Origin of the sequence: Sporomusa sp. KB1 (genome assembly GCF_007830295.1) — a bacterium.
GTDB lineage: Bacteria > Bacillota > Negativicutes > Sporomusales > Sporomusaceae > Sporomusa.
In genome coordinates, this window is the sequence record NZ_VLKC01000002.1 from 2,269,537 (window position 1) to 2,284,978 (window position 15,442).

14 protein-coding genes are annotated in these 15,442 nt (G+C 45.4%); 12 read left to right on the forward strand and 2 right to left on the reverse strand.

The annotated features are described in order from the left end of the window. Positions 1–3 precede the first annotated feature (3 nt). The 4 genes from rpoE (at position 4) to SALPA_RS14170 (ending at position 3,816) form a co-directional block, all read left to right on the forward strand. Entirely contained in the window at positions 4–423 is a 420-nt protein-coding gene (gene rpoE / locus SALPA_RS14155) for a DNA-directed RNA polymerase subunit delta (RefSeq protein WP_145095199.1), read from the forward strand. Between the two features lie 106 nt (positions 424–529). Then, on the forward strand, positions 530–2,143 hold the full coding sequence (locus SALPA_RS14160) for a CTP synthase (protein WP_145095202.1): 1,614 nt from the start codon (positions 530–532) through the stop codon (positions 2,141–2,143). 200 nt (positions 2,144–2,343) lie between these two features. Continuing rightward, positions 2,344–3,222 carry a signal peptide peptidase SppA gene (gene sppA, locus SALPA_RS14165; protein WP_370516735.1) on the forward strand — a complete coding sequence of 293 codons (879 nt, stop codon included), beginning with the start codon at positions 2,344–2,346 and terminating at the stop codon, positions 3,220–3,222. Positions 3,223–3,234: 12 nt separating this feature from the next. After that, positions 3,235–3,816, forward strand: coding sequence for a Yip1 family protein (locus SALPA_RS14170; protein WP_145095208.1), 582 nt, complete (start codon positions 3,235–3,237; stop codon positions 3,814–3,816). Here SALPA_RS14170 and SALPA_RS14175 read toward each other — a convergent pair. Further along, on the reverse strand, positions 3,813–5,561 hold the full coding sequence (locus SALPA_RS14175; protein WP_145095211.1) for a DUF6044 family protein: 1,749 nt from the start codon (positions 5,559–5,561) through the stop codon (positions 3,813–3,815). The genes SALPA_RS14170 and SALPA_RS14175 overlap by 4 nt on opposite strands. 209 nt (positions 5,562–5,770) lie before the next feature. Here SALPA_RS14175 and SALPA_RS14180 point away from each other — a divergent pair, with 209 nt between their 5' ends. From SALPA_RS14180 to SALPA_RS14200, 5 genes are all read left to right on the forward strand, one after another. Then, the gene (locus SALPA_RS14180; protein ID WP_145095214.1) at positions 5,771–6,175 is read left to right on the forward strand and encodes a response regulator; all 405 of its coding nucleotides are present in this window, start codon (positions 5,771–5,773) and stop codon (positions 6,173–6,175) included. A 143-nt stretch (positions 6,176–6,318) separates the two neighbouring features. After that, positions 6,319–6,954: a hypothetical protein gene (locus tag SALPA_RS14185; protein WP_145095217.1), complete on the forward strand. Its 636-nt coding sequence runs from the start codon at positions 6,319–6,321 to the stop codon at positions 6,952–6,954. 49 nt (positions 6,955–7,003) lie between these two features. Continuing rightward, positions 7,004–7,648: a fructose-6-phosphate aldolase gene (gene fsa / locus SALPA_RS14190; protein WP_145095220.1), complete on the forward strand. Its 645-nt coding sequence runs from the start codon at positions 7,004–7,006 to the stop codon at positions 7,646–7,648. Between the two features lie 102 nt (positions 7,649–7,750). Further along, positions 7,751–8,716, forward strand: a complete 966-nt coding sequence (gene glpX, locus SALPA_RS14195; RefSeq protein WP_145095223.1) for a class II fructose-bisphosphatase — start codon at positions 7,751–7,753, stop codon at positions 8,714–8,716. A gap of 246 nt (positions 8,717–8,962) precedes the next feature. Beyond that, a complete protein-coding gene (locus SALPA_RS14200) occupies positions 8,963–9,847 on the forward strand; it encodes a peptidoglycan DD-metalloendopeptidase family protein (RefSeq protein WP_145095226.1) in 885 nt (294 codons plus the stop codon). A 50-nt stretch (positions 9,848–9,897) separates the two neighbouring features. On the opposite strand, the gene SALPA_RS14205 is transcribed toward SALPA_RS14200, so the two are convergent. After that, positions 9,898–10,881, reverse strand: coding sequence for a hypothetical protein (locus SALPA_RS14205; protein WP_145095229.1), 984 nt, complete (start codon positions 10,879–10,881; stop codon positions 9,898–9,900). 213 nt (positions 10,882–11,094) lie between these two features. Between SALPA_RS14205 and SALPA_RS14210 the strand changes: the two genes are divergently transcribed. From SALPA_RS14210 to mfd, 3 genes are all read left to right on the forward strand, one after another. Continuing rightward, positions 11,095–11,517 (forward strand): hypothetical protein, encoded by a 423-nt coding sequence (locus SALPA_RS14210; RefSeq protein WP_145095232.1) that lies wholly within the window; start codon positions 11,095–11,097, stop codon positions 11,515–11,517. After that, a complete protein-coding gene (locus SALPA_RS14215; RefSeq protein WP_021168597.1) occupies positions 11,514–11,765 on the forward strand; it encodes an anti-sigma-F factor Fin in 252 nt (83 codons plus the stop codon). Before SALPA_RS14210 ends, SALPA_RS14215 begins: the two co-directional genes overlap by 4 nt. A gap of 103 nt (positions 11,766–11,868) precedes the next feature. Continuing rightward, a complete protein-coding gene (gene mfd, locus SALPA_RS14220) occupies positions 11,869–15,177 on the forward strand; it encodes a transcription-repair coupling factor (protein WP_145095235.1) in 3,309 nt (1,102 codons plus the stop codon). The last annotated feature ends 265 nt before the right edge of the window (positions 15,178–15,442 follow it).

Sequence of the window (15,442 nt, forward strand, 5' to 3'; positions counted from 1 at the left end):
ATTATGGCTATACCGAAGAATTCTATTGATGAAGTCGATTCAGCATATCAGGTTTTAAAAGCAGCAGGACATCCGTTATATTACCGGGAATTAATTGATCAGGCCATCGCCGCCAGGGGGGGGACAGTACGTGCATCAGCCCATACTATTGCTGATGTACATACGCGGATTAATCTGGACAGCCGGTTTGTGCACACAGGCAAAAGTATGTGGGGCTTGAATGAATGGTCACCTCAGCGAATAAGTGTGACCGAAGCAGAAGAAACAGCAGCTGCCCAATCAGATATGCAAAGACGGGCTAAGTTGTTTGCTGCCATTCAACAGGATTTTGAAAATGAGGGAACTGCCAGTAACTCTGATCCTGACCAGCTGCTGGAAGACGAGACTGAATTAGAAGAAGAAAACGAAGAAACTGAGGTGTAGTTGTAAGAAGCTGCTACTCTCAGTCATCGGATAAAGAACTTGCATTTTTGGCATAATTAGGGATGTCAGACAGTTAATTGTGGGAAGTTAGTAGGAGGATTTTTAAATGGCTAAATATATTTTTGTTACAGGCGGCGTGGTATCTTCACTTGGTAAGGGAATCACGGCAGCATCACTTGGGCGTCTTTTGAAAAGCCGCGGGCTCAAAGTTACCATTCAGAAGTTTGACCCGTACATCAACTTTGATCCAGGGACCATGAGTCCTTATCAGCATGGCGAAGTATTTGTCACAGAAGACGGTGGTGAGACCGACCTTGACCTTGGCCATTATGAACGGTTTATTGATATTCACTTAAGCAAAAGCTCAAATGTCACAGCTGGCAAAATATATTGGTCAGTTATCAGCAAGGAGCGTAAAGGAGATTATTTGGGCAGCACTGTCCAGGTAATTCCCCATATTACCAACGAAATTAAAGAACGCATTTACCGGGTAGGCGAAGAAGACAATGCTGATGTTGTTATTACCGAAATCGGCGGTACGGTTGGTGATATTGAAAGTCAGCCATTCTTAGAAGCCATTCGTCAGGTTAAAAAGGAAGTAGGCAAGGGTGGTGTGCTCTATATTCATGTTACCCTTGTACCCTACATCTCGGCAGCTGGCGAGCTTAAAACCAAGCCTACCCAGCATAGTGTAAAAGAACTGAGAAGTATTGGTATTCATCCTGATATCATTGTGTGCCGTACTGAGCATGAGATCTCGCAGGAGATGAAAGAAAAGCTGGCCTTATTCTGTGATATTGACTGTGATGCAGTCATCCAGAACAAAAATGCCGCCAGCATCTATGAGGTTCCACTGATGCTGGAAAAGGAAGGGCTTGACCGTATTGCCATGGAAAAGCTCAACCTGAAAGACACTGGGGCCGATATGACGCAGTGGAAACACATGGTGGATAAGATCATGAATCCGCGGTATAGTGTGCAGATTGCCATTGTCGGTAAATATGTCGCCCTGCGGGATGCGTATATGAGTGTGTCAGAAGCTCTGCGCCATGGTGGCATTGCTAATGATACCGCAATTGAGATAAAATGGATTAATGCCGAAGATATTGAGGATAAGGACACTGATCTAGTTGCATGTTTAGGTGATGTTGATGGTATCTTGGTGCCTGGTGGGTTTGGTGACCGCGGGATTGAAGGTAAGCTCAAGGCCATTCGCTATGCACGGGAGAACAAAGTGCCGTTCTTTGGCCTGTGTCTGGGTATGCAGACTGCCGTCATTGAATTTGCCCGTAATGTATGTGGCTTAACAGACGCGCACAGCACTGAGTTTGATCCAGATACAGCGCACCCGGTAATCGACCTTATGCCTGAGCAGGTAGCTATTGAAGCCAAGGGCGGTACAATGCGTCTTGGTGTGTATCCCTGCAAGGTTACAGAAGGTACACTGACCTATCAGGCTTATCAGGACGAGATTATTTATGAACGTCACCGCCACCGTTTTGAATTTAATAATGCGTATCGTGATAAATTGTCTGCTGCCGGCCTTGTTATTGGCGGTACTTTGCCTAATGGGCGCTTAGTTGAGATTGTAGAATTAAAAGATCATCCCTGGTTTGTGGGTACGCAATTCCACCCGGAATTCAAGTCGCGTCCGACTAACCCGCATCCGCTGTTTAGGGATTTTATCAAAGCAACGCTTACAAATAAGCTGGGGAAGTAATAGTAAGTCGCTAAGGGGATTATAATAAAAGAAAGCTGTTGGAGATTATCCAACAGCTTTCTTTTACAAATAGTTATATTTTGCCTGAAAGAAGGTAGTAGTGCAGAGTCTTTACCATGTTGTATAAGTTACATAAGGGAGGTAAGCTTATGTTTAAACGTTCAGTAGTTATCTTGCTGGTTGTTATTATTGGCATATCCATGTTAGGAGCAATGTTCATTGCCCCTAAGGTGAAACAGAGCAAACTGGCCAGCCATGATAAAATCGCCATTGTCTATGTTGATGGTGTGATTGTTGGTGGTCGGGGACAGGTTGGTTTATTTACCGAGGGCGGTGGGACCGATGCTCTCATTCGTCAGCTTCATCAGGCTCGTGATGATGCCTCTGTTAAGGCTATTATCCTTAGAATTAACAGTCCTGGCGGCACAGTTCCGGCTTCGCAGGAAGTAGGTGAAGAACTAAAGAAAATTCGTGCTGCCGGCAAACCGGTCGTTACTTCTATGGCTGACATGGCAGCCTCCGGTGGTTATTGGCTGGCTGCATGCACTGACAAAATATATGCCAATCCATCTACCATCACGGGAAGTCTTGGTGTATATATGCCCTATTCTAACTGGGAGGAATTATACAAAAAAATTGGGGTCCGTCAGGAAAAAATTAAAAGCGGTCCGCATAAAGATATCTTATCACCAGATCGTCAGCTGACCGAGGAGGAAAGAGCCATTATTCAAGTTATGGTTGACGATATGTATAATCAGTTTGTCGAGGTCATTGCGGCAGGACGCCAACTGGACCCGGCCAAAGTGCGTGAGTTGGCTGATGGCCGTATTTATACTGGTCGCCAAGCCAAAGAAGCGGGGCTTGTTGATGAATTAGGCAATATGTATGATGCTATTGACGGGGCGGCCAATATGGTGGGTATTCAGGGTCAACCTGAAATTATTGAATATGGCAAGAAAAATGTCATTGAATCTTTGTTCGCTGCGCAAGATACTTATAAACCCGAACAACTGATGCTTAAACAGCTTACAGAAATACTCTCTTCGGCCGGCCCTGCGGCCGCACCCCAGAGCTATTAAGGGGGGATTTATATGGGCAATTTTTTGGAAACTATTTATGATGTGTTATTTAAACCGAGAGCAGCTATGGAATACATTGCCGAAAAAAAACTAACCGGGCAGGCATTGGTCATGTTTACCATTGGTATGCTTGTCCCGGTGTGGGCAATATATACGGGAATGAGAGGCTCGCCAGGTGTAGCGGCGTTAGGCAGTATGTTTGCCTTGCAATTTATTGGCAGTTTGTTTTTTTGGATACTGGGAGCTTCGGTATTGAATTTTATTGCTGAATTGGCAGGTGGCCGGGGAACGGCTACCGGCCTGTTTGCTGCCCTGGGTTTTTCACACTTGCCGCGGGTCGTCGTAATACCACTAGGCGTTATTGCTGCCTTATTGCCAGATGGCCTGAGTGGTGTAGCTTTTGGCATCATCGGTTTGATTGTAGCTGTATGGACACTGCTTTTGACTGTAGCCGCTATTCGCGGCGCACATGGGCTATCTGGTTCTAAAGCCGTGCTTGTGCTCCTCGCTCCCCTGCTAGCGCTAATTGGCGTTACTATAGCGGCTGTTATTTTTCTCGGCTCAGCCTTAGTCCAACTTCCGTTTCATTTTTAGCGTACCCGGTATAGGTAAATTTCCCAGACTGACCAGCCTTCACTAAAATGCTGTAAAAACTCAAGACCACTTTCCTGATAGTTTGTTATTTCGGCGGCGGATAAAATATATTCGCCGCCTAGCTTTCTAAAAGCCTGACTATCCAGCTCCAGATGATTGAGCTTTAATTGATAAGACTTTCGTACCTCATAGTACTCAAGTTCAGCGGGGAAGAGGTAGCAGGTTATACCCCAGTAATCAAAATATTTTTGCCAAAACTGGTTTTTATCTAATTCTCTGGCCATAATCTGGCGGAAGGCGTGCTTATAAGCGAGCGGGTAAATATTAAGCCGTCCGTCAAGGGTATAGAAGCCATGATATTGGGTTATAGCCGGATAAATGCCGATAGTCGCCACACGGTAGTCCTCTTTCGGACGGCCAATGTAGTTGTCTATTTTTTGAAATAGGCTGTCAGCAAAAAATTCGCCATAGCTAATGTTTTCGTAAAGCCAACCGTTTTCGATCACTGAGATGCCTGTTTGCTCTTTTAACACTAAGTCATACTCAATGTTATTGCCAAACAGAAATCCAAGTTGCAAAGTAATCAGGAGAACCGCCAGTAGTTTGCCAATATAGCGGATATTATCGATAACCGCCAGGCATAAAGCAAAGATGGTATACCATAGCAGCGGGTGCAGCCAATGAAAGCGCTGAATTTGGAATGAATTTAAAAAGCTGTTGCCTGCTACAGCTGAAATAAAAAATTCTGAATAGCGAATTCCATAAAAAATCGATATACTGAGTGCGAGTGTCAGTAACAGCAATATACCTTTATATTCACGTTTTTGATGCCAGCCGGTAAAGAGCGCCAGTGGCACAGCGATACTTAGAATGTACTTATGCAGGCTGACGGCATGATATTGGCCATTAACCAAGTTGTCGACAATAAGTGCTTGAACGCCGCTCCAGTCTTGGGCTTGTCCTAAGAGCAAACGGTTAATTTCCTCGCGGCTGGATAGGAAACCCGAGCTAAAAAAGGCATTATAAATCAGCCATATTTCTGTTATAACATACGAACCGGTTAAAAGGGCGATCGCTCCCCAAAACTTCGGGCGCAGCCTGCGGTGGAGCCAGTAATCATAGAGAGCAGCTAGTCCAAGAGCTGCCAAAATAAAGACACCGGCAAGCGGCAATGATGAATACAATGCAAAAATAATTATAATGAAGACACTACCTGCTATTTTTTTATCATAATAGGCATTAAGCATAGCATAAAATAGTAAAGGCTGTCCGGCGATTGACAGGCCATAGACTGTATAAAAAGGGAGGGTAGCAAACGAAGCGGCACCGGCCCAAGCCAGCCAACGCTGATGGTTAGCTGGCAGGACATAATGCGTAAGCAAAAGATACATGCCAATGAAAGCAGTAAAATGAACAAGTAAGAGATTGATCAGGTATGCGCGGAAAGGAGGCAGGATAAGATAGAGCCAGGTAATTACATTAAACCCGCTGGGCAGACAATTGCGGGGCAGTTCTCCCAGCATTTGATTGATGGTTCCGGTCAGTGCAAATACCTTACCGCTTTTGGCAAGCACTATCCAAGAGGTAATCCAGTCCAGGTTATCATTAATGGTAAAATGAGCATTTTGCCGTAAAACAACAAAAGGTGTTACATAAGCAACTACCAGAAAAGAAAAAAACAAAGCCGATTTATGGCTGGTAAACCAGGATAACAGCTTGCGTAGTAATTGTAATTTGTTTTGCATATAGCTACCTCGCAAATTGATTTCTCTACAAAGTTTAGCACAATTCTGCTGAATTTAGAAATTATTTCACAGAAATTAGAAAAAACAAAATAAATTTCCTATTTTTACCATGAATTAGCAGGATATTTTCAATTGACTACGAATATGATTAAATTAGGAAACAATAATTTAAATTTTCCGTCAAAACTGCGAGAAAGTAAGGTGGTTACATGAGCAATTCCCAAGCAACCATTCTGGTAATTGACGACCAACCTGGGATTCGGAGATTGCTGACTGAGGTTCTCCAGGACGAGGGTTATCAAGTGATTACAGCCACTAATGGCTACGAGGGTATACAGGCTGCACAGAATACTAATCCCAATGTTATATTGATGGATATGAAGATGCCTGGCATGGATGGTATTACGGCGCTAAAAGAGCTGAAACGCCAGGGGCAGGGGGATCAGGTTATTATGATGACAGCGTATGGTGAGTTAGACATGGTAAATGAGGCCCGGGAGATTGGCATGCGTGATTATATCACCAAACCATTTGACATTATGTCCCTATGCCAGATTATTCACGACAATATTAGTACTAGCTTTGGCGAAACTCGTCGGTGTATGATTGGCTGAAATAAACGGTAGATAACCCCGGGGCACAGCTACCCGGGGTTATTGCTGGTCACTCACTTTTCACCTGATGTTGCTAAGTTGTAGTAAGTAGGCAGGATTTTTACCGTAGGTGGCGAAATACAGGAAGCAAAGGGGGGATATCCATGGTCATTAGCGCTGTCTCTACATTGGCGTTGTATTGTCCGCGATGTGGCAAAATTGAACTTCATAATGTCTCAAGGTTTGCGATCAATAATGCTGCATATCAACTTGTTTGCAGCTGCGGTCAAGTACAAGGGGCTATATCTAGTGCGGGACGGCGTCAATATCTGCTTGATATTCCTTGCGTAGTATGCGAAACCAATCACCTAATTTTCCTTGATAGTAACTTGTTTCGCCAGCCAAAAGTAAGTAAGATATATTGCGATCAGGCAAATCTTGAGCTGGGTTTTATTGGTAAAACGGAAGCGATTACTGCGACTATTGCCAAACATAAGCAAGAGGTTGCTAGCTTAGCCAGTGAAATGGCGGGGCAAGCAGATGGTTCAGGAATCGAAAATTCGCAAATTTTGCTGGAAATCTTAAACAAGATTCATGATATTGCGGAGCAGGGGGGGGTATACTGCTCTTGTGGTAATACCGATGTTGATGTTGATGTGCTTGTCGACGCGGTTGAGCTGTCTTGCCCTCAGTGCGAAGGTAGACTGCTGATTTCAGCCAAGGATGAACAAGCTTTAGCGAGACTATCAGCTATGGAGGTTCTAGAAATAGCTCCTCTCAGGCGTACCAGCCGTAAATGAATAGGGGCGCTATTATAGACAATAATGAGAAAAGGTGAGTGAGTTACCTGTGAAATTTTTTCTCGATACAGCTAATATTGGCGAAATCAAGGAAATTTTGCCAATGGGTGTTGTGGCCGGAGTAACTACCAATCCATCACTTATTGCCAAGGAAAAACAGGATATCAAGGAAGTAATCAAGGAGATTGCCTCATTAATACCGGGGCCGGTAAGTGCAGAGGTTATCAGTACCGAGTTTGAAAAGATGCTGCCGGAAGCGCGTGAATTAGCCAAGCTTGGCGATAATGTGGTAATCAAGGTTCCGGTAACGGTTGATGGCTTAAAAACAGCCAGTGCCTTGGCTGCTGAGGGCATTCGCACTAATGTTACGTTGATTTTTTCTGCAAATCAGGCGCTATTGGCCGCGCGGGCAGGAGCAGCTTTTGTCAGTCCTTTTGTTGGCCGGCTTGATGATATTAGTCAGGACGGTATTGCACTTATTAAGGATACGGCTGATATTTTTGCCATTCATGGTATTGAGACCGAAATTATTGCTGCCAGTATCCGTCATCCCCTGCATGTTACCCAGGCGGCCCTGGCTGGAGCGCATATTGCTACTGTTCCCGCCAAGGTATTGAAGTCACTGCTATATCATCCGCTAACAGATGCGGGTATTAGACGTTTTCTTGAAGATTGGCAAAAAGCCAATAGGTAAGATAACCTCGAGAGTAGCGTAACAAGCAATCTCAATATTGAGATATGCTGGCCGGGCAGGTGCCCGGTATAATTGTTTCTAGAATTAAGGAGATGTAGCATTATGGAACGTGAATTGGCATTAGAATTTGTACGGGTTACCGAGTCTGCCGCAGTTGCCTGTGGCCGGTGGATGGGACGTGGTGATAAAATTGCCGCTGACCAGGCGGCTGTAGATGCTATGCGTGCTGCTTTTGATATCGTTAGCATTAGTGGAAAGGTGGTTATCGGCGAAGGTGAGATGGATGAGGCGCCGATGCTGTACATTGGCGAAGAAGTAGGACATGGCGGTCCGGCAGTGGACATTGCTGTTGATCCATTGGAAGGCACTAACTTAGTAGCTAAAGGTTTGCCAGGCGCTATTGCTGTTTTGGCTATCGCCCCGCGCGGCCATCTGTTGCATGCGCCTGACATGTATATGGATAAGATTGCCGTTGGGCCGATGGCCAAAGGTAAAATAGACATTAATGCGCCAGTGACAGAAAATCTTAAAGCCGTTGCCGCTGCGCTTAACCGCTCGGTGGAAGACGTAACAGTGGTTATTCTTGACCGTCCGCGGCATGCTGCCATTATTAAAGAAGCCCGTGATGCTGGGGCGAGGATTAAACTGATTTCTGATGGTGATGTCTCTCCGGCGATCAATGCTGCTATTGAAGGTACAGGCGTACATATGCTATTGGGAATCGGCGGCGCTCCCGAGGGTGTATTGGCTGCTGCTGCTGTTAAATGCCTGGGCGGCGACATGCAAGGCAGATTATGGCCGGAAGGCGATGACGATATTAAGCGGGCAAAAGCTATGGGGATTACTGATATAAATAAGGTATTTACCTTAGATGAACTGGTTCAGGGGGATGATGTGATTTTTGCGGCAACAGCCATCACCCAGGGCGATCTTTTAAACGGAGTGCGTTACTTTGGCGGTGGTGCCCGCACGCATTCGCTTGTAATGCGCGGCACAACAGGTACTGTCCGGTTTGTTGACGCTATTCATAAGTTTGATAAAAAACCCATGCTTATTAAACGGGTATAATTATTGTTAGAACCGAGATTGCTTCACTGCACTTGCAATGAAGCAATCTCGGTTTTTTTCTTCAGCACACGAGTCAAGACTTCCGCCTCTCCGAAAACAACAGACGCTAGACAGATTTTCTGAAAAATAATCCAAGTTATGCATATTTTGTGGGCCTGTCGCTTATGCTAATACTGGGGATAATTCGTGTTGCCAGCTTATTTTACAAGCTGTAGCCAAAATTAGACCAGTAGCGAGGTGATATGTATGCATCTGCCGAAATGCAAGGCCAGACAATGGGCTTATTTGGGAGGAATGGCAGTCTTGGCCGGTATATGGGCTTTTCCTGGCGGACCCAAGCCGGTGTTGCTGGAAACTATCAAGGCTCCGTCTGTAGCCGAAAATCAGATTATGGAGGCACCAGCAGCTGTTTCGCCGCCACAAGCTATGACTATCAGTCATTACATTGTGCAAGCTGGGGATACCTTATCCGGGATAGCTCAGCACTATGGTATTGATGTAGAAACATTGACGGCAGCCAACCCTGCTGTCAGCGAGCTTATTCACCCCGGTGACCAGTTAGTTATATTGCCTGCGAAAGGCGTTGTTCACCAGGTAAATACCGGGGATACCTTATGGGATATTGCTTATACATATGGTATACAGGTAGAAACAATTAAATCGGCCAATGCTAAAGCCAGTGATCAGGTAGACGTTGGTGAAAAGCTTTTTATTCCTGGCGCGCGCTGGGGACGGGCTGACACAGCGGTAGCCCGCGCCTCGGCTAGCCGCTTTATTTGGCCAACCAAAGGTGAAATATCCTCATCGTTTGGCTGGCGGTGGGGACGGCTTCATGCGGGTGTTGATATTGCTAATGATATCGGCACCTATGTTATGTCTGCACGGGCTGGTCGGGTGATTTGGGCCGGCTGGCGAGGCGGCTATGGTTATGCGGTAATGCTTGATCATGGCGGTGGCTATGTAAGTTTATATGGGCATTTGGATGATTACTTTGTTGAGATAGGTCAATATGTACGGGCTGGTCAACGAATTGCCTCTATGGGCAGTACCGGTAATTCCACAGGGCCGCATCTGCATTTTGAAATTCAAAGAGATGGCCAGCCGGTAGATCCAATGGGATTTTTGCCATAAAAACAGAGAATGCCACGTCGCATGGACGTGGCATTCTCTGTTTTTACTTTTTACGATTTAGTATTTTCGGTAAGTTTTTTTGTAGCTTCCAGGTGTTGCAAGGTTGCATCATGATAAGGCCAGGCGGCATCACTCATGTTTTTATCTGTCTTGGTGACAGTCATGTAATTATTGGCTGTATCAGTGTGGGTAAGAAACCATTTTTTCCCTATCTTTTCAAAGGTTAGATCGGTTTTACTTAGGCTGCTGCCGAACTTGCCGGGGGTGGCGGCTGTAACGCTAAATTTGGCATGAGTGGCGGCATCAATGCCGTTGACTTGTAAGCCGTCATTTTTGACAACTATGATGGCATCAACCTTATTGCCGATTTTTTGAGTGACAGCGTCAATGGCTGGTTCAGGGTCCGTAAATTTGAGACCGGCATACCCGGCGGTGGCATCGGGACTGATAGACGAGGCGCCGATAATGCCAATACGGATTATTTCTTTCTTTTTGTCTTTGCCTACATTAATTTCTTTGATGATGTAGGGTTTAATGGCTGCCAAGGCTTTATCTGAAGTCTGGGCATTGGCTGACAATAACGGGAATCTGGCTAGCGGCAGTGTTTTTGTTAAGTAGGCCGGGCCATAGGCAAGCTCGCCTGTACCAAGCACTACGGCGTCATAACCCAGATAGTTATACATGGCGAACATTGGATTAGGAAGCTTAGATGGTGTAGTCGCGAAGTAGTCGGTTAAGGCAGAACCTGAAAGCATGTTGCCTCCATCAACCAAGATGGTATAAGGATTACTCTGGCGTTGTTCTCTTACCAAACTTGAAACTCTTACCAGACCAAATTCAGCTACTCTGGGGAATTTATAATCCCAGTCAATAATATGGCCGTTCACCCTGGCTGTGGCCAGTAGCGTGACTTTAACCGGTGCTGGCGGTAGTTCAGGTTGTTTAGCTTTTGCCAGTGCCAGGACTGGCAGACACAAGATAACGATTAGCGCCAATGCTGCTAGGCGCAATAATGATTTGCAAGATTTCTGCAAGGTTATCCCTCCCAAATTATTGGTTTAGTATTTTCTACTAATTTCGCTATGATTGCAGGTTTTTCCTGTCACATATTAACTTATAAAATTAAAAATATTGGAACAGCCGTTTGTATACACAACTGTTTTTTCGGGGAATAATAAGTATAATCCTGGCGCCTGTACCTATATAAAAATCTACAGAGTGCATATACGCTGCTGCGAGGAAAAGCCATGGACTATATTATTGCCATTCTTATGGCCGGGTTAAGTTTTTTGCTTAATCGTCTCTTTCTGCGTTACTTGGGGCCAGTAAGCATTATTAGTGCAGGTCCGGTTGTTGAGGAAGCTGCCAAAACGCTGTTTGCTTATTATCTGGGAGCTGATCTTATTACGGTACATATGGTATTTGGTGTTATTGAGGCTGGCTATGACTGGCAGCAGAAAAGTACAAGTGGAGGAATTACGGCACCGTTTTTAAGTATTGCCGGCCACAGTTTGTTCGGTGCCGGTAGTGCTGCAGTTCTCCTACTGACTAGTAGTCTGTGGTTAGGGTTAGCTGCCGGTATTGCACTTCATTTGGCATATAATGTTGCTGTTGTTCGGCTATTAGCGGATAAAACGGCTAACAATTCAGGAAAGAGGGATAACCCATGAAAATTTTCTATCATTGTGAATATTGCGGGGAACTAATTGATACATTAGAAGTAGAGGCAGTAGATGAGGTTAAGTTTGGTTTTGATTGCTTGACTGACCAGGAACGTCAGGATATAATTAAAACTGACATTGCGCAAAATGCGATCTATGTAAAGGCACTGTGTGACAGCTGCATAACCGCTATAGGATTGGATGATGATACCGTTGCGCTAGGTATGTCAGCCATTAATAAAGGATATATTCACTAAGATAGAGGTTCTTATGGTATTTGTATTAGATAAAAAATAAATATGTAAGGGCTTTAGCCTAGGCTAAAGCCCTTTTGGTACTACCAGGACGGATGAGGTTTTTATGGGAGAAAAAACAAGTGTAAGGCTATTGACCGCTTTGACTGAGGACAAAGCATTACGCCAGGCTCAGGCCGCATTTGCATTACCTGATGCACAGAGTTTGATTTATGGTCTTACAGGTGCACAAAAGAGTGTGTTTCTTGCGGCTGCTTTTCAGGCAGCTGCGCGGCCAACTATCATTATAGCAGCCAATCATGAAGCAATTGATGTGTTTAGAACTGACTTTGCGGTTCTCTTACCAGAGGTGCCGATAGTAGAACTGCCGGCCCTTGATATGGTGACTTTTGCTGCTGCCGCCAAGAGTGTTGAACTGGCGGCAAAACGCATGGATGTTTTGAATCGTTTGGCCAGAGGCGAAAAGCTGATTGTTTTGGCTACCGCCGAAGCTGCGATGCAAAAGGTTCAGCCCAAACAAGAGTTTTTAAACAGCCGCATAACAATACATAGTGACAGTGCGGTAAGCCGGGAAGAGCTTATCGGCTCATTAGTTTCCTACAGCTATGAACGGGTCGACCAAGTAGATAGTGCTGGTCAGTTTAGTGTACGCGGCGGTATTATTGATATATTTGCTGTTAACCGGAGTTTACCACTCCGGCTTGAACTGTTTGGTGACGAGGTTGATTCACTGCGTGAATTTGATCCGGTTAGCCAGCGATCGGTAAAGGATCTGGTATTGGCAGATATTATGCCGTTAACTCAAACCGAGCACACTGGAAAAGCGGCTGTATTTGTGTCTTATTTACCGGCAAGTGCTGCTATAATACTGGATGAGCCAGCACGGCTTAGGGAACAGATGACTAAGCTGGTTAAGGAAAATCCTGATAGTAAGCGGCGGGTTTTTGCCTGGGCCGAGCTGGTAGCTGCTTGCCAGGCATATAATGTAATTTATCTATCCTTATTGCTGCAAAAAATTCCTCATACGCAGCCGACCGAGATTATTAGCATTACAGCCAAGGGGATTGCGCCTTTTCACCGTCAGATTGAGCTGCTGAGTGCAGAAATAAAAAGCTGGCAGGATAAACGGTATACTATTGTTATATTTATGTCCAGTCAGGATAAGGCCGTCATTATTGAGCGAAATCTAGCCGATGAGGGGCTTACCGCAATTATAGCTCAGTCCGGGCCCGTGCCGCTTATACCGGGTGCTGTTGTGGTACTTACAGGCGCGTTGTCAGGTGGCTTTGAATTCCCGCAGGCCAGGCTTGTGGTGCTGACTGAGTTTGATATCTTCGGACGCCAAAAGAAAAAGCGTCGGCTCCGTGTGGGCAAAGAGCAGCAAATTACTTATTTCCGTGATATCAATCTTGGTGACTATGTTGTTCATGTTAATCATGGTATTGGCAAGTATGTTGGGGTAGAAACACTGGAAGTGGGGGGGGTTCATAAGGACTATCTCCATATTCGCTACGCCGGCGATGATAAATTATATGTGCCCACCGATCAGGTGGGGCAGTTACAGAAGTATATTGGTTCTGAGGGCGAAGTGCCACGCCTTAGCAAGATGGGTGGCAGCGACTGGCTGAAGGTTAAGACCAAAGCTAAAGCGGCTGTAGCCGATATGGCCAAGGAGCTTATCGCACTTTACGCCCAGCGTCAGCTGCAGGTAGGGTATACTTTTGGCCCAGACACCCCTTGGCAGCGTGAATTTGAGGACGCGTTTGCTTATGAAGAAACACCAGATCAACTGCAGGCTATTGCTGAGGTTAAGCATGATATGGAACAGTCGCGGCCTATGGATCGTCTGTTATGTGGTGATGTGGGCTTTGGCAAGACGGAAGTGGCTATTCGCGCTGCCTTTAAAGCTGTTATGGGTGGCAAGCAAGTGGCGGTGCTAGTACCGACGACTGTGCTTGCACAGCAGCATTATCAGACCTTTAGCTCACGCTTTGCCGATTTTGGTACTGTAGTTGACGTTATCAGCCGTTTTCGCAGCGCCCGCGAGCAAAAGGCTACTTTGCAAAAAGTGGCCCTGGGTCAAGTTGATGTCCTTATTGGCACGCACCGAATTTTGCAGTCAGATGTGATATTTAAGGATATTGGCCTCTTAATTGTTGATGAAGAACAGCGTTTTGGTGTGGCGCAAAAGGAAAAGATGAAAAGATGGCGTGCTAATCTGGATGTGCTTACGCTAAGTGCTACCCCCATCCCACGTACATTGCATATGTCATTGGTGGGTGCGAGGGATATGAGTATTATTGAAACTCCACCCGAAGATCGGTTTCCGGTGCAAAGCTATGTTGTTGAATATAATGAGGAAATTATTCGTGAGGCCATTGTCCGCGAATTGAAACGCGGCGGGCAAGTGTATTTTGTTTATAACCGGGTACAGACTATTGATAAAATACGTCAGCGTCTGACAGAAATATTGCCAGACGCCACCATTAAAACAGGTCATGGTCAGATGCCGGAGGAACTCTTAGAGCAGGTTATGCTTGATTTTTATGAAGGTCATGACGATGTCTTACTATGCACAAGCATTATTGAAAATGGATTAGATGTATCTAATGCCAATACCATTATTATCTATGATGCCGATCATTTCGGTTTATCCCAGCTGTATCAAATGCGCGGGCGGGTTGGCCGCTCACACCGGATGGCATATGCTTACTTTACCTATCGCCAGGATAAAGTATTAACTGAGGTAGCCGAAAAACGGCTTCAGGCCATCAAAGAGTTTGCTGAGCTTGGTTCGGGTTTTAAAATCGCCATGCGGGATTTGGAGATACGGGGGGCCGGTAATCTCTTAGGACGAGAGCAGCATGGCCATATTGTCAGTGTCGGATTTGAGATGTACTGCCGGTTGTTAGATGAAGCTGTTGAGGAGCTAAAAACAGGTAAAATAGTCTTGCCGCCGCCTGAGCCGACAATTGAACTTACGCTTGATGCTTATCTTACCGGTGATTATATCAGTGATGCTATGCATAAGATTGAAATATACCAGCGTATCGCAGCTATTCGCCAGGAAGAGCATTTGACTGAACTTATTGATGAGCTTATTGATCGCTTTGGCGAGCCGCCGCTGCCTGTTACCAATCTTTTAGGTGTTGCCCGGATCAAGAACTTGGCACGTCAGTTGGGTGTTCGATTGATCGCCGAACGGGGTGGGCGTGTGGAAATTTCTTTTGGTGATACGCCTAATGTGACTGACGACGGCTTAGTCAAAGCCAGGGAACTTTTTCCCGGCAAATTGTCCTTTCTTCCCGGACCGCCGGATACCATGCGCCTTGCTACTTCCCGCCTAAACCTGCCGCTAATAGAGGTATTAACGAAGTTACTTACCTGTTTGTCAGGAGTTACAGATTCGAAATAAGTGTTAATTTATACGCTGGTTTTGCAGGCAGAAAAATGAATAAAACACATCACCCAGATATATACTACTATCAATGAACGAGTAATATATTTACTGTCGCCTTGCAAGGTGTAAGCTAATTTATCTTAGCACACGAGTCATGACTCTCGCCTCTATAGGCGGCGTTAGTTCAAGTGGAGTAGACTCTCCACCTGAACCCCCGATGTTTCAGCTTTTGCTGAAACAAGTTCACTCTTCAAACTGTCTCGAGTCAAGGTTAGTTTGC